18 protein-coding genes and 1 pseudogene are annotated in these 19,698 nt (G+C 45.8%); 15 read left to right on the top strand and 4 right to left on the bottom strand.

Features of this window, described 5'->3' with window-relative positions; all coding sequences use genetic code 11:
• The first annotated feature begins 143 nt into the window (after positions 1-143).
• From ACW5MY_RS16835 to ftsX, 12 genes are all read left to right on the top strand, one after another.
• Complete coding sequence (locus ACW5MY_RS16835; RefSeq protein WP_014471090.1) at positions 144-1,130, top strand: flagellin N-terminal helical domain-containing protein; 987 nt, start codon at positions 144-146, stop codon at positions 1,128-1,130.
• A gap of 246 nt (positions 1,131-1,376) precedes the next feature.
• The gene (locus ACW5MY_RS16830) at positions 1,377-2,897 is read left to right on the top strand and encodes a flagellar hook-associated protein 2 (protein WP_289393954.1); all 1,521 of its coding nucleotides are present in this window, start codon (positions 1,377-1,379) and stop codon (positions 2,895-2,897) included.
• A gap of 19 nt (positions 2,898-2,916) precedes the next feature.
• Complete coding sequence (gene fliS, locus ACW5MY_RS16825; protein WP_013353774.1) at positions 2,917-3,318, top strand: flagellar export chaperone FliS; 402 nt, start codon at positions 2,917-2,919, stop codon at positions 3,316-3,318.
• On the top strand, positions 3,318-3,662 hold the full coding sequence (locus tag ACW5MY_RS16820) for a flagellar protein FliT (protein WP_013353773.1): 345 nt from the start codon (positions 3,318-3,320) through the stop codon (positions 3,660-3,662). Before fliS ends, ACW5MY_RS16820 begins: the two co-directional genes overlap by 1 nt.
• Positions 3,663-3,671: 9 nt before the next feature.
• The gene (locus ACW5MY_RS16815) at positions 3,672-4,049 is read left to right on the top strand and encodes a hypothetical protein (protein ID WP_013353772.1); all 378 of its coding nucleotides are present in this window, start codon (positions 3,672-3,674) and stop codon (positions 4,047-4,049) included.
• A gap of 195 nt (positions 4,050-4,244) precedes the next feature.
• Positions 4,245-4,808: a ribosome hibernation-promoting factor, HPF/YfiA family gene (hpf, locus tag ACW5MY_RS16810; RefSeq protein WP_013353771.1), complete on the top strand. Its 564-nt coding sequence runs from the start codon at positions 4,245-4,247 to the stop codon at positions 4,806-4,808.
• Positions 4,809-4,974: 166 nt separating this feature from the next.
• Complete coding sequence (gene secA, locus ACW5MY_RS16805) at positions 4,975-7,500, top strand: preprotein translocase subunit SecA (RefSeq protein WP_013353770.1); 2,526 nt, start codon at positions 4,975-4,977, stop codon at positions 7,498-7,500.
• A gap of 74 nt (positions 7,501-7,574) precedes the next feature.
• Positions 7,575-8,676 (top strand): peptide chain release factor 2 gene (gene prfB / locus ACW5MY_RS16800; protein ID WP_115996803.1). Its coding sequence is split into 2 segments (ribosomal slippage): positions 7,575-7,646 and positions 7,648-8,676, totalling 1,101 coding nucleotides; the frame shifts between segments, so codons are not numbered across the junction.
• 170 nt (positions 8,677-8,846) lie between these two features.
• Complete coding sequence (locus ACW5MY_RS16795; RefSeq protein ID WP_013353768.1) at positions 8,847-9,695, top strand: YitT family protein; 849 nt, start codon at positions 8,847-8,849, stop codon at positions 9,693-9,695.
• A gap of 35 nt (positions 9,696-9,730) precedes the next feature.
• The gene (gene cccB, locus ACW5MY_RS16790; protein WP_013353767.1) at positions 9,731-10,072 is read left to right on the top strand and encodes a cytochrome c551; all 342 of its coding nucleotides are present in this window, start codon (positions 9,731-9,733) and stop codon (positions 10,070-10,072) included.
• A gap of 219 nt (positions 10,073-10,291) precedes the next feature.
• Positions 10,292-10,978 carry a cell division ATP-binding protein FtsE gene (gene ftsE / locus ACW5MY_RS16785; RefSeq protein WP_003151418.1) on the top strand — a complete coding sequence of 229 codons (687 nt, stop codon included), beginning with the start codon at positions 10,292-10,294 and terminating at the stop codon, positions 10,976-10,978.
• Positions 10,971-11,861, top strand: a complete 891-nt coding sequence (gene ftsX / locus ACW5MY_RS16780) for a permease-like cell division protein FtsX (protein WP_013353766.1) — start codon at positions 10,971-10,973, stop codon at positions 11,859-11,861. Before ftsE ends, ftsX begins: the two co-directional genes overlap by 8 nt.
• 48 nt (positions 11,862-11,909) lie before the next feature.
• Here ftsX and ACW5MY_RS16775 read toward each other — a convergent pair whose 3' ends face one another.
• Entirely contained in the window at positions 11,910-13,316 is a 1,407-nt protein-coding gene (locus ACW5MY_RS16775) for a right-handed parallel beta-helix repeat-containing protein (RefSeq protein ID WP_013353765.1), read from the bottom strand.
• Positions 13,317-13,523: 207 nt separating this feature from the next.
• On the opposite strand from ACW5MY_RS16775, the gene ctpB reads away from it, so the two are divergent.
• The 3 genes from ctpB to ACW5MY_RS16760 all read left to right on the top strand — a co-directional run bounded on the left by ctpB (position 13,524) and on the right by ACW5MY_RS16760 (position 16,873).
• Entirely contained in the window at positions 13,524-14,882 is a 1,359-nt protein-coding gene (gene ctpB, locus ACW5MY_RS16770; protein WP_374107361.1) for a carboxy-terminal processing protease CtpB, read from the top strand.
• A gap of 372 nt (positions 14,883-15,254) precedes the next feature.
• Positions 15,255-15,608, top strand: coding sequence for a swarming motility protein SwrAA (swrA, locus tag ACW5MY_RS16765; RefSeq protein ID WP_013353763.1), 354 nt, complete (start codon positions 15,255-15,257; stop codon positions 15,606-15,608).
• A 74-nt stretch (positions 15,609-15,682) separates the two neighbouring features.
• Positions 15,683-16,873, top strand: coding sequence for a S1C family serine protease (locus ACW5MY_RS16760; RefSeq protein ID WP_013353762.1), 1,191 nt, complete (start codon positions 15,683-15,685; stop codon positions 16,871-16,873).
• Between the two features lie 42 nt (positions 16,874-16,915).
• Here the strand turns inward: ACW5MY_RS16760 and ACW5MY_RS16755 are convergent, their stop codons facing one another.
• The 3 genes and pseudogenes from ACW5MY_RS16755 to ACW5MY_RS16745 form a co-directional block, all read right to left on the bottom strand.
• Positions 16,916-17,659, bottom strand: coding sequence for a beta-propeller fold lactonase family protein (locus ACW5MY_RS16755; protein ID WP_013353761.1), 744 nt, complete (start codon positions 17,657-17,659; stop codon positions 16,916-16,918).
• 161 nt (positions 17,660-17,820) lie between these two features.
• Positions 17,821-18,198, bottom strand: a pseudogene (locus ACW5MY_RS16750) (BslA/BslB family hydrophobin); the annotation flags it as partial.
• A gap of 161 nt (positions 18,199-18,359) precedes the next feature.
• The gene (locus ACW5MY_RS16745; protein WP_013353760.1) at positions 18,360-19,697 is read right to left on the bottom strand and encodes an MFS transporter; all 1,338 of its coding nucleotides are present in this window, start codon (positions 19,695-19,697) and stop codon (positions 18,360-18,362) included.
• Between the last annotated feature and the right edge of the window lies 1 nt (position 19,698).

The following is a 19,698-nucleotide window of genomic DNA, read 5'->3' as shown; positions in this document are numbered from 1 at the left end:
GGATTTTTTTATTTTCATATAAACAATAGAAGCGGCCGTCCGATATATATAGTGTAGCCAATGAGAGGAAAAATTTTCTTCAGAATGACGCTGCGAAAAATGCACAAGGACGTGCGAAAAACAATTCAGGGAGGAAATACAAAATGAGAATCAACCACAATATCGCGGCTCTTAACACTAGCCGTCAGCTGAATGCAGGTTCAAACGCTGCTTCTAAAAACATGGAAAAATTATCTTCAGGTCTTCGCATCAACCGCGCTGGTGATGACGCTGCGGGTCTTGCGATCTCTGAAAAAATGCGTTCTCAAATCCGCGGTTTAGACATGGCGTCTAAAAACGCTCAAGACGGAATCTCTCTTATCCAAACATCTGAGGGTGCATTGAACGAAACTCACAGCATTCTTCAGCGTATGAGCGAGCTTGCTACACAAGCGGCTAACGATACAAACACAGATTCTGACCGTTCTGAGCTTCAAAAAGAGATGGACCAATTAGCGTCTGAAGTAACAAGAATCTCTACTGACACTGAGTTCAACACGAAAAAACTTCTTGACGGAACTGCAAAAGACCTTACGTTCCAAATCGGAGCTAACGAAGGCCAAACAATGAGCCTGTCTATCAATAAAATGGACTCTGAAAGCCTGAAAGTTGGTACGACTTATACAGCAAATACTGACGGGTCTAAGCTTGTAACTGCAGACGGAAAAGAAGCAACTCTCGTAACTGATGGTTCTAAAGGACCGAATGGCTACTATGACACTGATGATAAACTAGTTTATCAAGCTGACAGCGCATTGGCTGCAGATACAAAAGTAACCAAAGGTATCGACATCTCATCTTCTGCTAAAGCTGCGTCTTCAGCTCTTACAACAATCAAAACAGCTATCGACACAGTATCTAGCGAGCGCGCTAAACTTGGTGCGGTTCAAAACCGTTTAGAGCACACAATCAACAACCTTGGTACTTCTTCTGAGAACCTGACTTCTGCTGAATCACGTATCCGTGACGTAGACATGGCTTCTGAGATGATGGAGTACACGAAAAACAACATTCTTACTCAGGCTTCTCAAGCAATGCTTGCGCAAGCTAACCAACAGCCTCAGCAAGTTCTTCAATTGCTTAAAGGTTAATGACGGAAAGATCCTGGCTCTCCAGGGTCTTTTTTTATTTCCTCCGCTTTTTCCCTCATCATGCCAAGGAAACCCTATTGACAAAATGAAACATTATAATTTCAGTTAAAATATTGAAAACCTTTTAATATGACCGATATAAGAATAAGATCATACATTTATGGAGCTGCGATATGATAAACAGTCGGAAACTCACTGTTGTCATAGAGCCGTCTACGACTAAACGCTGAAAAGGAGAGGGTACATATGGTCACAAGAATCACAGGCCTTAATTCCGGTCTTGATGTAGATTCTCTGGTGAAAAAACTGATGGATGCCGAAAAGCAGCCGCTTAATAAATTGAACCAGCAAAAGCAGACGCTTGAATGGAAGCGCGATGCTTATCGGGAAATGAATACCCAGATTACCGACATGTATTCCACTACATTTAATAATATGCTGATGTCCACAAACTGGAATAAAAAAACAGTAACAAGTTCGGATTCCAGTGTCAGCGCGGTGGCCGTCAGTGCTGAGCAAAATATTTCAACAAGCATGTCCGTTCAGCAGCTGGCCACGCCGACGACGTATAAATCCTCAGGCGCCATCAATTTTACATCAGGCCAGAGCCAAACATTGAAATTCAATGTCACAAATCCGGGTGACACGAAGCCGACTGAGGTAAACGTCACGATCGCCGCGACTGATACGATTGATGATGTGATTTCCAAACTGAACAGCTCGGGCCTCGGGATGACGGCTTTAAGAGAGAAAATTTCCAATGGCACGGATTATGCGGACACGATTGCGTTCACTTCCAATAAAACGGGGGAAGGGTTTACCCTTGCCGCAGGTGATGACGCAACCAAAAGCTTTCTGAAAGATCAGCTCGGTTTTGCCGTTGATGATACAACGAATGAACTTACGGCCAATGCCGAAGGGAAAAACGCGAAGTTTACGTTCAACGGCCTTGAAATGACCAAAACGTCAAATAACTTTACGATCAACGGCATTAAATATACGCTGAACAGCGTGACGGATAGCAATAAAACGGTTACGATTCACAGCACGACTGATACGGACGGCATCTTTAACAACATTAAAGATTTTGTTGATAAATATAACACGTTAATTAAAAACGTAAACGCGAAGGTGACGGAATCAAAATACCGGGATTATACGCCGTTAACTGATGATCAAAGAGAAGCGATGACTGATAAGCAGGTTGAGCAGTGGGAGGCTAAAGCCAAAAGCGGTTTATTACGGAGCGACAGCACGCTGCAGAACGGTTTGGCGGAGATGCGGATTGATCTGTACTCAACGGTTACGATTGACGGGAAAAAATATCAGCTCGCGGATTTCGGAATTGAAACGTCTGATAACTACGCCGATCAAGGAAAGCTTGTCATTAAAGACGAAGCGAAACTGAAGCAGAAAATTACCGAGAATCCGTCTCTCGTGGCTAAGCTGTTTAATGCGGACAGCCCTGATACAGCGAAAACCAAAAACCCGGAAGAGCAGGGGATTGCCCGGAGATTAAAAGACACATTAAACAAAATGCAGACTCAAATTTCAAAACAAGCGGGCACGGAAAGCTCGGTATCAACCAGCTTTGCCATCGGAAAAAGCCTGAACGAAGTAGAAACAAATATTACTAATATGAAAACGAAGCTGGATGACATCGAAACGAGATATTATAAAAAGTTCAGCGCGTTGGATACGGCATTGGAGAAATTGAACAGCCAATCTTCATATCTCACGACAATGTTAGGATCTTCAACATCATAATCTTGGAGGTTTCACAAAAATGGCAATAAATAATCCTTTTGCTGCTTATCAGCAGACATCCGTCTTTACAGCCGCTCCGGAAGAGCTGACCCTTATGCTTTATAACGGCTGCCTGCGATTTATTAAGCTGGCCAGGCAGGCGATGAAGCAAAACAACCCTGAAGCCAAAAATGAAAATATCGTAAAGGCGCAAAACATCATTCAAGAGCTCAGCATCACGTTAAACCGGGAGATTGAGATTTCTGAGCAGATGTCATCAATCTATGATTACATCCGCCGCCGCCTGATCGAAGCGAACGTGCAGAATAACGAAGGATTTTTAGATGAAGCGGAAAAGCTCGTTACTGAATTTCGCGATACGTGGAAGCAGGCCATGCAGAGCGAACGGAAAAACAGCCATGGCACAGGCGGCCTTGCCTGATGAACAGCAATGTCTTTTCCTTGTATAACGAAACGAAGAACATGTACACCGAACTGAAGGATGCTCCGGAAAGCGACGGTCTCATCAGCAGCGTTACGGCATTTACGGAGAAAAGGGAAGAGATGCTTGCGGGCATAAAACCGCCTTTTTCCGAAGAAGAACAAACGCTGCTTCAGCAGGTGACCGCGCTTGACCGCCTGATTACCGGAGAAGTGAAACGGATCCAGGACGGCATCCGAAATGAAATAAAAACGCTCAAGAAAAAACGGGTGTACCATAATACGTATTTTAATCCGTATCATCAAACGACAAGTGACGGCCGTTATTACGACAAACGCAAATAGGTGAGTGTTTTGAGAAGTTTGAACGATTACCATTTGGTGTCAGCATACTACCAGCTTCTTTTTACGATTGATGAGGGGCTTTGCTACCTATTGGATACGCAGGATGATTTTTTTAAGACGGAGGGCGAACGGATTTACAACGATTTGATTCAGGCTTTTTTTCATCTCGACTCCTCTCATGCGCTTCTTTTGTCTATCGTTGAGTGCCGATGCGTGGAGACTGCGATTCGGTCATTTGACGAGATTTTTCAGGATTTCAGCATGTTAAATGATTATGATTTCCCGTCCGCTCCATTTCAGGAGTTTTTAAAAACCATCTTTCTGCCGCATTATAAGCTGTGGATGGAGCAGACGCACGACTGCATCAAACCGTATGTTCTTCATTAGACCTGCTGCAAGCGGCAGGTCTTTTGCCTGCGTTCTTTGCATATACTTTAATCCTGCCGGAAGCTGCCGGATAAAAAGCCGACACCATTCGTCATCGTTCACTGATTTTACACATTATTTTAACGTTTCAGCAGGGATCAGAAGGGGTAAAAGAGAAATAGATACATATCCTTAGATAAAGGGAGGCGTTCTTTGATGAACTACAATATCAGAGGAGAAAACATTGAGGTTACACCTGCGTTAAAGGATCATGTGGAGAGAAAAATCGGCAAGCTGGAACGATATTTCGAGCAGAGCGTCAATGCCGATGTGAACGTCAACTTAAAATTCTATAATGATAAGGAATCAAAAGTTGAGGTCACCATTCCGATGACTGATCTGGCGCTTCGTTCCGAAGTGCATAACGAGGATATGTACAATGCAATTGATCTCGCAACAAACAAGCTGGAACGTCAAATCCGAAAGCATAAAACAAAGGTCAACCGGAAATTCCGTGAGCAGGGTCTGCCGAAACATTACTTCGAGAACGGGAGCGCTGCTGACACGGTAGCGGTTCAGGATGAAATTGAAGATGACAGCCCGGAAATTGTCCGCCAAAAGCGTTTTAATTTAAAACCGATGGATAATGAAGAAGCGATTCTCCAAATGAATATGCTCGGACATAATTTCTTCGTATTCACCAATGCGGAGACGAATCTCACAAATGTCGTTTACCGCAGAAATGACGGCAAATACGGATTAATTGAACCGACTGAATAAACCCATCCAGCCTTCCGTGAACGCGCGGAAGGTTTTTCTCTATCTTTATCTGCAAATTCTTTGGAAATAACAAAAGGTATGTTATGATAATGAGAGGTATACATGGACAGAAAATTATCATTTATTCCATGCGAAATTTGCATGTGAACATAGAGGAGCGTTATAGATGCTTGGGATTTTAAATAAAATGTTTGATCCGACCAAACGTGCGCTGAACAAATACGAAAAAATTGCAAATGACATTGATGCTGTAAAAGGAGATTATGAAAATCTCTCTGACGATGCGCTTAAACATAAAACGGAAGAATTCAGAGAGCGGCTTGAAAAAGGAGAAACGACGGATGACCTTCTTGTCGAAGCGTTTGCCGTCGTTCGTGAAGCTTCCCGCCGCGTAACCGGCATGTTCCCGTTTAAAGTGCAGCTGATGGGGGGCCTTGCCCTTCATGAGGGGAATATCGCCGAAATGAAAACAGGGGAAGGGAAAACGCTGACGTCCACGCTTCCCGTATATTTAAATGCTTTGACGGGAAAAGGCGTTCACGTCGTAACAGTCAACGAATATCTGGCAAGCCGTGATGCTGAGCAAATGGGAGAAATTTTTACGTTTCTCGGGCTTACGGTCGGCCTGAACCTGAATTCGATGTCAAAAGACGAAAAACGCGAAGCTTACGCAGCCGATATCACGTATTCCACGAATAATGAACTCGGCTTTGATTATTTGCGTGACAATATGGTGCTTTATAAAGAACAAATGGTGCAGCGTCCGCTTCATTTTGCCGTTATTGATGAAGTCGATTCCATTTTAGTCGATGAAGCGAGAACGCCATTGATTATTTCCGGACAAGCTCAGAAGTCCACAAAACTGTACGTGCAGGCAAATGCGTTTGTCCGCACACTCAAGAAGGATCAGGATTATACGTATGACGTCAAAACGAAGGGCGTTCAGCTGACGGAAGAAGGAATGACGAAGGCTGAAAAAGCGTTCGGCATCGACAACCTGTTCGATGTCAAAAACGTCGCCTTAAACCACCATATCAACCAGGCTTTAAAAGCCCATGCAGCGATGCAGAAAGACGTGGATTATGTTGTTGAGGACGGCCAGGTCGTCATCGTTGATTCCTTCACCGGCCGTCTGATGAAAGGACGCCGCTACAGCGAAGGCCTTCACCAGGCGATTGAAGCAAAAGAAGGCTTGGAGATTCAAAATGAAAGCATGACGTTGGCTACGATTACGTTCCAAAACTATTTCCGTATGTACGAAAAGCTGGCCGGTATGACCGGTACCGCAAAAACGGAAGAGGAAGAATTCCGCAATATTTATAACATGCAGGTTGTGTCCATCCCGACCAACCAGCCGGTTATCCGTGACGACCGTCCGGACTTGATCTACCGCTCAATGGAAGGGAAATTCAAGGCGGTGGCGGAGGATGTCGCCCAGCGCTACATGACCGGACAGCCGGTTCTTGTCGGTACGGTTGCCGTTGAAACGTCTGAATTGATTTCAAAACTTCTGAAAAACAAAGGAATTCCGCATCAGGTGCTGAACGCGAAAAACCATGAGCGTGAAGCTCAGATCATTGAAGAAGCGGGACAAAAAGGCGCTGTCACGATTGCGACCAACATGGCAGGACGCGGAACCGACATTAAACTCGGCGAAGGCGTAAAAGAGCTTGGCGGCCTTGCAGTCGTCGGTACGGAACGCCACGAATCCCGCCGGATTGACAACCAGCTCCGCGGACGTTCAGGACGTCAGGGAGACCCGGGCATCACACAATTTTATCTTTCAATGGAAGATGAATTGATGCGCCGTTTCGGAGCTGAACGGACGATGGCGATGCTTGACCGGTTTGGTATGGATGACACCACGCCGATCCAGAGCAAAATGGTGTCACGCGCCGTGGAATCGTCTCAAAAACGCGTTGAAGGAAACAACTTCGATTCACGTAAACAGCTTCTTCAATATGACGACGTGCTCCGTCAGCAGCGCGAAGTCATTTACAAGCAGCGTTTTGAAGTCATTGATTCTGAAAACCTGCGTGACATTGTGGAAGGCATGATCAAGTCTTCTCTGGAGCGTGCGATTGCCGCTTATACACCGAGCGAGGAGCTTCCGGAAGAATGGAATCTTGACGGACTCGTGGAGCTGGTCAATACAACGTATCTTGATGAAGGCGCGCTTGAAAAGAGCGATATCTTCGGAAAAGAACCTGATGAAATGCATGAGATGATCATGGACCGCATCATGACGAAATATAATGAAAAAGAAGAGAATTTCGGCGCAGAGCAGATGCGTGAATTTGAAAAAGTAATCGTATTGCGTGCCGTCGATTCAAAATGGATGGATCATATTGATGCGATGGATCAGCTGCGTCAAGGGATTCACCTTCGCGCTTATGCGCAGACAAATCCGCTGCGTGAATACCAAATGGAAGGTTTCGCAATGTTTGAGCACATGATTGAGTCCATTGAGGACGAGGTCGCAAAATTCGTCATGAAGGCCGAGATTGAAAGCAATCTGGAACGCGAAGAAGTTGTTCAGGGCCAAACGACGGCTCATCAGCAGCAGGACGGCGATGAAGCCAAACAAGCGAAAAAAGCGCCGGTGCGCAAAGTCGTGGATATCGGACGCAACGCGCCTTGCCATTGCGGAAGCGGAAAAAAATATAAAAATTGCTGCGGCCGGACAGAATAGTCACGACTGCAGGAAGCGAACATGACCGGGTCTGCGTCTTATGACGCCCCGGATCTTTTAATGAGGTGAATGGAATGGAATTATCAGAAATCAGGGCAGAGCTCGAAAATATGGCTTCTCGTTTAGCGGACTTCAGGGGGTCTCTTTGACCTCGAATCAAAGGAAGCCCGCATTGCAGAATTAGATGAACAGATGGCGGAACCGGAATTCTGGAATGACCAGCAGAAGGCCCAAACCGTCATCAACGAAGCGAACGGTCTGAAAGACTACGTGAACTCCTATCATCAGCTGAGCGAGTCTCACGAAGAGCTGCAAATGACATATGAGCTTTTAAAAGAAGAACCTGATCAGGAACTTCAGCAAGAGCTTGAGAAAGAGCTGAAGTCATTAACGAAGGAATTGAATGAATTTGAGCTTCAGCTGCTGCTCAGTGAACCATATGACAAAAATAACGCGATTTTAGAGCTTCACCCGGGAGCCGGCGGTACGGAATCCCAAGACTGGGGTTCCATGCTGCTCAGAATGTATACCCGCTGGGCGGAAAGACGCGGATGCAAAGTTGAAACACTTGATTATCTGCCTGGGGATGAAGCCGGAATTAAGTCGGTCACACTGCTTATTAAAGGCCACAATGCATACGGCTATTTAAAAGCGGAAAAAGGCGTACACCGTCTCGTGCGGATTTCTCCATTTGATTCATCAGGCCGCCGTCACACGTCATTCGTGTCATGTGAAGTCATGCCTGAATTCAATGAAGAAATCGATATCGAAATCCGGACCGAAGACATTAAAGTTGATACGTACCGGGCAAGCGGCGCCGGCGGACAGCATGTCAATACGACTGATTCAGCCGTTCGGATCACCCACCTGCCGACAAATGTAGTCGTCACATGCCAGACGGAACGTTCACAAATCAAAAACCGCGACAGAGCGATGAAAATGCTCAAAGCGAAGCTGTATCAGCGCAGAATTGAAGAACAGCAGGCGGAGCTTGACGAAATCCGCGGCGAACAGAAAGAAATTGGCTGGGGCAGCCAAATCCGCTCGTACGTATTCCATCCGTACTCCATGGTGAAAGATCACCGGACAAATACGGAAATGGGGAACGTGCAGGCGGTCATGGACGGAGATATTGATATCTTCATTGATGCCTATTTACGCTCCAAACTGTCATAATCCGGGAACACACCTGCCAATGGCATGGTGTGTTTTTTTTATCGCTTCTCTTTTTCCGTTTTTCACAATAGCGCTTTAGCAAATTAATACGGTATTTGGCTGTTATTTACTTCTAAGCCGGGAAGACTTAAAATGCTATCGAGAGAAAATCGGAGAACGGAGGATTTTGCATGGATGTGAATCACAATAAACCGCTCCGTCTGATCAAAGATTACATATATATCATGATCGGCGCGGCGATTACAGGGGTCGTGTTTAACGTATTTTTGCTGCCGAACCGTATAGCAGCGGGAGGAGTAAGCGGAATCAGCACCATTTTAGAAACATTTGGTTTTGAACCGGCTTACGTGCAGTGGATTATTAACATTCCTTTGTTTATCGCTGGAGTGATCATTCTCGGCGGGAAATTCGGAATGAAGACGCTTGTCGGTTCCATCGTTCTGCCGCTTGCCGTCTTTTTAACAAGAGATCTCCCTGCCGCGACGACCCATGAATTGCTGGCGGCGATTTTCGGAGGCGTGGGGATCGGTACGGGGATCGGCATCGTTTATCTCGGCAAAGGCTCCACGGGAGGAACGGCTCTGGCGGCGCAGATCATTCACAAATACACGGGGCTTTCGTTAGGGACGTGTCTTGCCATCATGGACGGATTAATTGTGCTGAGCGCGATGCTCGTTTTCGGAGTGGAACAGGGACTGTATGCGATGCTCGGGGTATTTATTTCAAGCAAAACGATTGATGTCGTACAGGTCGGGTTCAACCGTTCCAAAATGGCTTTAATCATTACGCAGCATGAAGAAGCCGTCAGGTCGGCTGTGTTTACGCAAATCGACAGGGGTGTGACGAAGATTTCCGCAGTCGGCGGGTATACGGAACATGACCGGCCGATCTTAATGTGTGTCGTCGGCCAGACCGAATTCACAAAACTGAAACAAATCGTCAAACAAATTGATGAGTCAGCTTTTGTCATTGTCGCAGACGCAAGCGAGGTGCTCGGCGAGGGTTTCAAACGCGCATAAACGGAGTTATAATAGCGAAGGGGTGCATCTTACATATGAAATCAAAATGGGCGCTGCTGGCGCTGGTTCTGACCATGTCCGTCCTGCTGGCGGCATGCGGCGGATCCAATGAATCAAAAAAAGAAAGCTCTGACAGCTCAGGCGGATCAAAAGCTTCCGCGTCAGCAGGCGAAGAGCTTTATCAGCAAAGCTGTATCGGCTGCCACGGAAAAGACTTAGAAGGCGGCGGAGGTCCCAATCTGCAGGAAGTCGGCGGGAAATATGATGAAGCTAAAATTGAAAGCATCATTAAAAACGGCCGCGGCAATATGCCGAGCCATCTTGTAAGTGATGAGGACGCCACAAAGATCGCCAAATGGCTGTCACAGAAAAAATAACAGAAAAACCTTGCCTGTTATAAGGGGCAAGGTTTTTTCACGGCCTGGGAATGAAAAGAAACTGTAATAGTAATATGTCTAAATTTGACGTATAATGAAGTGTACTGAGGAAAAGGAACTTTCAGATTTTTCATCTGTTTCCTGGTAAATCGGCCATAAACCGCAGTATTTTTGCGAACCCTATGGCTGCAAGACATAAATAAAAGATTAGGTGATTTCATGATAGAGATGAAAGAAGTATATAAATCCTATCCGAACGGTGTAAAAGCGATTAACGGGCTGTCAGTCATGATTCATCCCGGAGAATTTGTATATGTCGTAGGACCGAGCGGAGCCGGTAAATCTACTTTTATCAAAATGATTTACAGAGAAGAAAAACCGACAAAAGGGCAAATATTGATTAATCATAAAGATCTCGCGGCTGTAAAAGAAAAAGAGATTCCTTTCGTGCGGCGTAAAATAGGTGTTGTTTTCCAAGATTTCAAACTCCTTCCGAAATTGACGGTATTTGAAAACGTTGCGTTTGCGCTTGAGGTTATCGGAGAGCAGCAGTCAGTCATTAAAAAACGCGTGCTTGAAGTGCTCGATCTGGTGCAGCTGAAGCATAAAGCGCGGCAGTTTCCCGACCAGCTTTCCGGAGGAGAACAGCAGCGTGTTTCCATCGCAAGATCCATCGTCAACAATCCTGACGTCGTTATAGCTGACGAACCGACGGGCAACCTTGATCCGGTAACATCATGGGAAGTCATGAAGACGCTGGAAGAGATTAACAACCGCGGAACGACTGTCGTGATGGCGACACACAATAAAGAAATAGTAAACACCATGAAGAAACGGGTCATCGCGATCGAAGACGGAATTATTGTGCGTGATGAGTCAAGAGGGGAGTATGGTTCTTATGATTAAAATTCTCGGGCGCCATTTGCGTGAGAGTTTTAAATCTCTCGGAAGAAACACATGGATGACATTTGCATCCATCAGTGCCGTTACCGTTACATTGATATTGGTCGGCGTGTTTTTAGTCATTATGCTGAACTTAAACAACATGGCTAAAAATGCTGAAAAAGAAGTGGAGATTAAAGTATTAATTGATTTGACGTCGAATAAGAAAACGCAGGATACGCTGCAGAATGAGATTAAGGACATCTCGGGAATCCAAAGCGTAGAGTTTTCATCTAAAGATAAAGAGCTTGATCAATTGGTCAAAAGCTTCGGCGACAGCGGAAAGGCCATGAAAATGCAAGATCAGGAAAACCCGCTGAACAACGCGTTTATCGTCAAAACGACAGATCCGCATGATACGCCGAAAGTCGCGAAAAAAATTGAGAAGCTTGATCATGTGTATAAAGTGACATACGGAAAAGAAGAAGTCAGCCGTCTGTTTAAGATCGTCGGCGTGTCACGCAACATCGGGATTGCGTTAATCATCGGCCTTCTGTTCACGGCGATGTTCTTAATTTCAAATACGATTAAAATCACGATTTTCGCAAGAAGAAAAGAGATTGAAATCATGAAGCTTGTCGGTGCGACAAACTGGTTTATCCGCTGGCCGTTTTTCCTTGAAGGTCTGCTGCTCGGGGTATTCGGTTCAGTCATACCGATCGCACTCGTGCTCAGTACGTACCAGTCGATGGTCGCTTGGGTGGCTCCGAAAGTTCAGGGTTCATTTGTTTCACTTCTGCCGTACAGTCCGTTTGTGTTCCAAGTATCACTTGTGCTCATTCTGATCGGCGCGGTTATCGGAGTATGGGGAAGCCTGACTTCCATCCGAAAATTCCTTCGTGTATAAATAAAAAAAGGCCAGTCTGATAAAGACTGGCTTTTTTTGATGGTTCCGTTACTGAATGACGGGCAGGGCCGGTGATCCGGGCTTTAATGTAAAGTCATAAGACGATTCGTCACGGTACATCGGGTCCGCATAAATCGAATTTGAATCGTTTGCCGTTCCTTTTTGGTAAGCTGTGAATGAGCGGTATTCTTTGTTTTTCCAATTCCAAATGCCGTCTTTTCCTGTTTCTTTGTGATAGACGTTATGGTTAACGGTATTGCTTTCGTTTTTCGTAAAATCATTTGCGATAAAAATCCGGGAACGGCTTGCCGTCATGATGTTTTTTTCGATGGTGTTCCCTTTTGTGTCGTACTGCAGCAGCAGCTGGCCGCCGTCAAGGTTCTTCGTGTCATTTCGGTACATGATGTTGTGAGCGATCACGGAATTAATTGTGCCGCCGCGCTTCGTGTCATAGCCCCCGATTGAAATACCCGTGTAAGCATTGTTATACACCTTGTTATCCGTAATCCGGATATCTTGTGCGTATTTCCCTTTATGCTCAGAAGTGGCTTCAATGCCGAGGTCATTGTTGTAAACGGTGTTTTTCCTAATGTCCACATGTTCTGCGCCGTCAACGTAAATACCGCCCGCTGAGTATTCATTGCCGTAGGCGGGATTTCCGTAAGAGGAATTATGGCTCACTGTATTGTTTTCAATGACGCCGTTTCGCGCATAATCATTTTCTTTGGACGTTCCTTCGTAGCCGATCACGTCAATCCCGATATTGTTATTGTCCCGGATGGTATTGCCGGCGATGTTAAATCCGTCAATATTTCCGTTCAGAACTACCGCCTCGCTTGCGCCCAGCGTCTGTTTTTCAACCGTATTATTTGTGATGCTGACATCCTTCATCGCGCCTGTGCCGTAAAACGCGATGCCGTGTGCATTTCCGTCATCAGCCGTTGTTTTAATGTTTTGGATGTGGTTGCCGTCAATGGTAATATGGCTGCTTGATCCGGTGACGTAGATTCCCATCGCTGTCGCATCTTCTGATGAAACGGAGAGATTTTCAAGCGTAATGCCGTGAATGGTAATGTACTGTTTATTGAGGATTTGAATTAATGGTGTTTCAGAATCGCCGTCTGACACAGATTTGCCGCTGATGGCGACATGCTCATTCTGATAGTTCTGAAATGTAATCGGCTTCTCAGACGTGCCGCTGTGCTTGACCTCAAATGTTTCATCGTACGTTCCTTCCCGAATCAATACGGTTGTTCCGGCCTCAGCCTTTTCCGCCGCATGCTTCAATGTGCGGAAAGGCTTTTCTTTCGTTCCATCATTTTGATCGCTGCCTGCGGGAGAAACATACAGGGCATCCGTCTGCGTTTTTTCATTGGCCTCTGTTTTTTGCCAGAAAAAGGCGGTTATGCCTGCGGCCAGCACCGCTGCGGATAAAATTGATAATTTTATTTTCATATCGTATTCTCCTGTATATTTAATGAATTATATACAGAATATTATACGTTACCCATTTATATGAAACAATTGCGTATTCATTTTTTTGTTGCCATTACATGAATTCTTTCCGGTTTACACATACTATCTCCAGGTTTTCGTAAAAGGACTAAGAGGAGGTAAACGATGAAACAGAAAATTATCACAGCGATAGCGGCCGTCAGCATCATGTGCGGCGGCGCCCATATTGCCGGGGCGGCACAGCCGAATTCATCAGAAGCAGAAAGAAGCCAGGCAATGGAAAAAATCGAAAAAGCATATGAGCTGATCTCGAACGAATACGTAGAAAATGTAGATAAAGAAAAGCTTCTTGAAGGAGCGATTCAGGGGATGCTGTCTACATTAAACGACCCTTATTCCGTTTATATGGACAAGCAGACCGCCAAGCAGTTTTCCGATTCTCTTGATTCTTCTTTTGAAGGTATCGGCGCTGAAGTCGGTATGGAAGATAATAAAATCATTATCGTTTCACCGTTTAAGCAATCTCCGGCTGAAAAAGCAGGCCTCAAGCCGAATGATGAAATCATCAGTATAAACGGCGAGTCAATGAACGGGAAAGATTTAAACGAAGCCGTGCTGAAAATCAGGGGGAAAAAAGGATCGAAAGTTTCTATTAAAATACAGCGTCCGGGCACTGAAAAACAGCTGTCATTCCGGATTAAAAGAGCGGAAATTCCGCTGGAAACCGTATTTGCTTCCCGCAAAGAATCAGGCGGGCATCATGTCGGCTATATCGGCATATCCACATTTTCCGAGCATACCGCTCAGGACTTCGCAGCGGCGCTGAAAAAGCTTGAGAAACAAGGGATTGACGGGCTCGTTCTTGACGTAAGGGGAAATCCCGGCGGATACCTTCAAAGCGTCGAACAAATTTTAAAGCATTTCGTCACAAAAGACATGCCGTATATTCAAATCGCGGAACGTAACGGGAATAAAAAACAATATTTCTCAACCTTAAAACATAAAAAGCCGTATCCTATCAATGTCATCACAGATAAAGGAAGCGCCTCCGCTTCGGAAATTCTTGCGGGCGCATTGAAAGAGGCGGGACATTATGACGTTGTCGGTGATACCTCCTTCGGTAAAGGAACGGTTCAGCAGGCCGTACCTATGGGAGACGGCAGCAACATTAAATTGACGCTGTACAAATGGCTCACACCGAAAGGCAATTGGATTCACAAAAAAGGCATTACCCCGACAATCGCCGTGAGCCAGCCGGATTATTTTGCAGCGGGGCCGCTTCAGCTGAAACAGCCGCTTCAGCCTGATATGAACAGTGCGGATGTCAAACACGCCCAAATCCTGCTGAAAGGCTTGGGCTTCGACCCGGGCAGGGCGGACGGCTATTTCAGCAAAACAATGAAAAAAGCCGTTCTGGCGTTTCAAGACCGGAACAAGCTTGATAAAACAGCTGTCATTGATAAAAAAACAGCGGAAAAAATGAATCAGCTGATGAACGAGAAGAAATCTGACGAAAAAAATGATTTACAGCTGCAAATGGCGTTAAAATCATTATTTGTAAAATAAATGAAAAGGAGGCGTTTTTTTCGCCTCCTGTTTCTTTTGTCCTTCGTCAAAAATGAATCGAAAGATATATAATTATGACGTTTTTGACAAGATATTTAAAAAATTTTCACATTTAAACATTTATAAAGGACAAACATTACCCGATATTTATAGGGAAGAGAGACTTTATGCCGAGTTAATATGTATTCAAAATGAAACTTTTGAAAGTTGCCTCAGTCAGTTTTAGTTCTTACAATAAAAGAAGGTTCTAATAGAGAACAGTTTTAGTCTGGCAGCTGCATTTCAGTATTGAAAGCAGAAGTGTTTGCGGCGCTTCAGCACGGCAGCTGTAATCACCCGTGCTTATCTGGATAAAAAAATGGGGGTTCACAATTGAAGAGGGCAAGTATTGTGCGTGAAAAAAAATATTATGAATTAGTGGAACAACTAAAAGACAGAACAAAAGACGTCACATTTTCATCAACAAAAGCACTAAGTCTTCTCATGCTGTTCAGCAGATACCTGGTCAATTACACAAATGTTGAAAGTGTTCACGAAATCAATGAAGAGTGTGCAAAGCATTATTTCACTTACTTAATGAAAAACCATAAACGTTTAGGAATCAATCTGACGGATATTAAGCGGTCCATGCTTCTGATCAGCGGCGTGATCGAGGTGGAGGTCGACCACTATCTGAAAGATTTCTCTCTCTCAAATGTAACACTGTGGATGACGGAAGAGAGATAGACGTTTGAGATATTCAAGCCAATGATTATTTGGTAGAATAGAATTAAAATGTTTGGCTTGAGGCGGTGAAAGCAGTGTCTGTTCAATGGGGAATTGAACTTCTGAAAAGTATCGGTCTGTTTTTTTTGCACCCGATGTTTTGGTTTTTTATCATCATAAGTCTCGCATGCGGATATTTGCGGATTAAACGTGAACGCCATACGTTTCATACAAAAATCGCAGATATGTATGACGAGCTTATCTTTACATACATAAAAGGGCTTATACCGGGGATTCTTCTCTCCATATTATTTTTTGGACTGGGAATTTCGATTCCATTCGGTCTTCTCGGCATCATTGCGGCCGTGACGGCTTTGGCTTCGCTGACGTTCCGTATGAATTGGCTGTCATCAGCTTATATTGTCAGCGCCGGTATGTTCATTGTGTTTGTCCTTCAATATACCCACACATTGCCGTTTGCGGATCGGTTTCCGCAGGCATTCGGCGTGAATTGGGCATCGGCGGCCGTGTTCATGGGCCTTTTGATCATCACAGAGGGAGCGGCTGCTTACCGTTCAGCGCATGAAAAAACATCTCCGGCGCTTGTCGTCAGCAGCAGAGGCCTGCCCATCGGCCGTCAATTGGCGAATCGCGCATGGCTGCTTCCGCTTTTCTTATTGGTGCCGGGCAGCGGGCTTGAAACACACCTTTCTTGGTGGCCTGTCTTTACCGTGCCGGGCGGCTCTTTCCATTTGATCTGGATTCCTTATATCGCGGGCTTCGGACAGCGTGTGCAGGGATCCCTTCCGGAGGTCAGCATAAGGATAACGGCGAAACGTGTCATGTATCTCGGAATGATCGTTACCGCGTTCGGGGCAGCGGCCCTTTGGTGGACTCCGCTTGCCGGTGCTGCCGTTTGTATCGCGGTGCTCGGACGCTTGTTTTTATCATTGAGACAGCGGTTGAACGATAATGCGGCTCCGTTTTATTTCTCTAAGCGGGATCAGGGCTTAATGGTGCTCGGTATCATTCCGAATACGCCCGCGGAAGATCTTAATCTGAAGATCGGTGAGATTATTACGAAAGTAAACGGCATACCCGTGAAGCATGTATCGGATTTTTATGAAGCACTTCAAAAAAATCGCGCATTTGTAAAAATGGAGATCATCGGCCTGAACGGTGAGATCCGGTTTGATCAGCGCGCGTCCTATGAAGGCGAACATCATGAATTAGGTATTTTATTCGTGCAGGATGAACATGAGCAAGAAGAAATGACAGCATTATAAAAAAAGCCCGGTGCCGTTAGAAACACGGCGGCCGGGCTTTTTTTACGGCCGGATTACAATGTCAGCCGGATACAATTCTGAGGTAATGGTGCCGACGACGGTATCGGACGCCGTGTCAATGACGGAAATCAGATTGCTGAAAAAGTTCGTGACGAAGATACGTGTTCCGTCAGTATCCGGTTTGGCGCCGTACGGATACTGACCGACAGGAATAATCGCTGTGATCGTGTTTGCAGCTGTATTGAGCACAGATACGGTGCCGCTGCTTGAATTTAAAATATACACTTTCGCTCCGTCAGGCGTTATCGTGACACCGAGCGGATTCAGCTCCGTGTTGACGGTAGCAATGATGGTGTTTGTGCCGGTATCAATAATGGAGAGATTGTTGCTGTTAAGGTTTGTAATATAAGCCTTGCTTCCGTCCGGCGAAAAGACGAGATCGGAAGGAGAACTGTACGGCAGAATAATGGTTGCCGTCACTGTATTGTCTGCCGTGCGGATGATGGAAACGGTGTTGGTATTGGTATTCAGCACATATACAAGCTGTCCGTTCGGCGATACGGCGATGCCTGTCGGCAGAAGGCCGACGGGAATGACTGAGATGACGGTATTGGTTTGTGTGTTAATCACATAAACATTGCTGCTTTGCTGGTTGGTGACGTATATAAAGTTTCCGTTTGGCGAAGCTGCGATTTTATAAGGAGACGCGCCTGTCGGAATTCTCTTGACCTCGCTGCTTGTCTCGGTTGAGATAACGGATACGCTGTTTTCTCCCGAATTACACACGTACAAAAATCTGCCGTCGGGCTTATTGTGATGCCAAGCGGCGCAGCCTCAACCGGAATGACACTGGAAACCGTGCCGGTGATTCTGTTGATAGCGCCGACATGGTTGCTCAAATAGTTGGTCACATAAGCAAAAGCTGCCGGATTCACAGTGAGATCAGCGGAGGCCGGCAGCAGAGAACCGATGATCAGCACCGTATTTTCTGCGGAAAAGGTATACGTGCCTGCCGCCGGGAGTGTTTTGTTTGTCAGCACAAGCGTGAACTGGGCAAGTCCGAGAAGATCGAGCGTCAATGGCAACGTGACTTTTCTGCCGCCTTCTGATATTTGTGAAGAAGTTAAATTATTGTTGTTGATGGTGTCATTCGTCGTTGCGGTAAACCCTTCAGGCAGCCGGAATACGACTCCGCCTAACGAAAGCACGGAATTCGGCGAATAGGTAAGAACGAGATCTGACGCTGTTCCTTCTGTGCTGTTTTGAACGGCGCTGACTGTAAGAGACGGCGCCAGCGGCCTAACTTGGTCTGAACTCTTAGCCATTTACATTCCCCTTTTCTCTTTTAACGAAAAGATTCTCATAGAGCAAACGGCGTTGCGATACTCTATGCATCGGGGGAGTGCGGTGACACTTTGAAAGAGAAAATGAAGAAGAAAAACTAGAAAAGGTTCCGGAAAGCAGATGCTTACGGAACCTTTTTCGTTTACGCCGAATGGCTTTTTTTCGTATGAACGGTTTCCCCGGACTTAATTCCAAGTGATACGAACATGCCGATCACAGAAACGCCGATCAATATGATAAACAGAATATGAAATCCGGAGATTAACCCGATCAGTGCTGAAGAAATAATGCTTCCGAAATAACGGAAGGTGGAAAAAATCCCGGACGCGATGCCTGACATGCCCGGTTCTACCGTCGCAAGAGAAGACACCTGCATGCTCGTCAGCCCCGCACCGGATGCGATGCCGCCGACAATAAGCGATGCCATAAGGAACGGGACGGAATGGGAATAAACCAAAAGCAGAAATAAGAGATTGGCTCCGGCCATCAGCATGAAGGACAGAAAAATCATTCTTCGCGCGCCCCATTTATGATGCAGCTGAGCCCCGCCCCAGTTGCTGGCGGACATAAAAATCGAAAAGACGGACAGCGCCATGCCGCTGTGCGACGTATTCATGCTGAAGTGGCCGGTCATAAAGAGCGGCATAATCAATAGCACGGCGTACATCATTAGATTGCTTAACAGAACCGACAAATTGGCGCTTGTAAATGTCGAGCTTTTAAACAGGTCAAAATCAATAATCGGATGTTTCGTGCGCAGCTCCCGCCTGAAAAATAACGGAACAAATACAAGAATGAGCAGCGCGTATACCCAATAGCCCATAGAGCTTTCGTTTTTCGTCAGAAGAATAATAGATACAATGCTTCCGGCAAGCAAAACAGATCCGATGATATCAAGCGGCGCGTCAGAAGTTTCTTCTTTATATTTAGGAAACATCATCAATGCCGTCCCGAGTGCGATCGCAAGAAACGGAATGTTGACCCAAAAGATAGAATGCCAGCTGAAGCTCTCGATTAGAAGAGAGCCGATAAACGGGCCGAGAGCCGCGCCCAGTCCGGCACCGAGGCCGAAAAAACCGAATACTTTCGGAAGCCGTTTTTCAGACACGACATGGCGGATGATGGCGATGCTGTTTGGCGTAAGCAAAGCGCCGCCGGCGGCCTGAAGCGCCCGGAAGAAAATCAATAAGAAAAGACTTGGCGAGAGGGCGCACCCCAATGATGCGATAAGAAAAAGGCCGACGCCCCATAAATACATTTTTTTGTTCCCGTACATATCACCGAGCTTGCCGGCAATGGGCTGTGTCACGGCCATCACGATTAAATACACCGTCACTACCCATGTGATGCTGGCAATTGATTCGCTGAATGAGCGGGAAATGGATGAAAGGGCGACTGCGATCATCGTAGAATTGATGGGAACGAGTATGGCTCCCAGCAAAAGCGAAACGATCAGCGCCCATTCTTTCTTTGAACCCATC

The sequence above is a fragment of the Bacillus sp. Bwzl_19 genome (genome assembly GCF_054900515.1).
Note: the sequence above shows the minus strand (reverse complement) of the source record. Positions and strands in the feature narration are given on the sequence as shown.

What these genes read in the sequence shown, in the direction of transcription:
- hpf (WP_013353771.1), top strand. Translation starts at nt 4,245, where the DNA reads ATGAACTACAATATCAGAGGAGAAAACATTGAGGTTACACCTGCGTTA.
- cccB (WP_013353767.1), top strand. Translation starts at nt 9,731, where the DNA reads ATGAAATCAAAATGGGCGCTGCTGGCGCTGGTTCTGACCATGTCCGTC.
- ftsE (WP_003151418.1), top strand. Translation starts at nt 10,292, where the DNA reads ATGATAGAGATGAAAGAAGTATATAAATCCTATCCGAACGGTGTAAAA.
- ACW5MY_RS16775 (WP_013353765.1), bottom strand. Translation starts at nt 13,316, where the DNA reads ATGAAAATAAAATTATCAATTTTATCCGCAGCGGTGCTGGCCGCAGGC.
- secA (WP_013353770.1), top strand. Translation starts at nt 4,975, where the DNA reads ATGCTTGGGATTTTAAATAAAATGTTTGATCCGACCAAACGTGCGCTG.
- ACW5MY_RS16820 (WP_013353773.1), top strand. Translation starts at nt 3,318, where the DNA reads ATGAACAGCAATGTCTTTTCCTTGTATAACGAAACGAAGAACATGTAC.
- ACW5MY_RS16835 (WP_014471090.1), top strand. Translation starts at nt 144, where the DNA reads ATGAGAATCAACCACAATATCGCGGCTCTTAACACTAGCCGTCAGCTG.
- ACW5MY_RS16830 (WP_289393954.1), top strand. Translation starts at nt 1,377, where the DNA reads ATGGTCACAAGAATCACAGGCCTTAATTCCGGTCTTGATGTAGATTCT.
- ACW5MY_RS16745 (WP_013353760.1), bottom strand. Translation starts at nt 19,697, where the DNA reads ATGGGTTCAAAGAAAGAATGGGCGCTGATCGTTTCGCTTTTGCTGGGA.
- ftsX (WP_013353766.1), top strand. Translation starts at nt 10,971, where the DNA reads ATGATTAAAATTCTCGGGCGCCATTTGCGTGAGAGTTTTAAATCTCTC.
- ACW5MY_RS16795 (WP_013353768.1), top strand. Translation starts at nt 8,847, where the DNA reads ATGGATGTGAATCACAATAAACCGCTCCGTCTGATCAAAGATTACATA.
- ctpB (WP_374107361.1), top strand. Translation starts at nt 13,524, where the DNA reads ATGTGCGGCGGCGCCCATATTGCCGGGGCGGCACAGCCGAATTCATCA.
- fliS (WP_013353774.1), top strand. Translation starts at nt 2,917, where the DNA reads ATGGCAATAAATAATCCTTTTGCTGCTTATCAGCAGACATCCGTCTTT.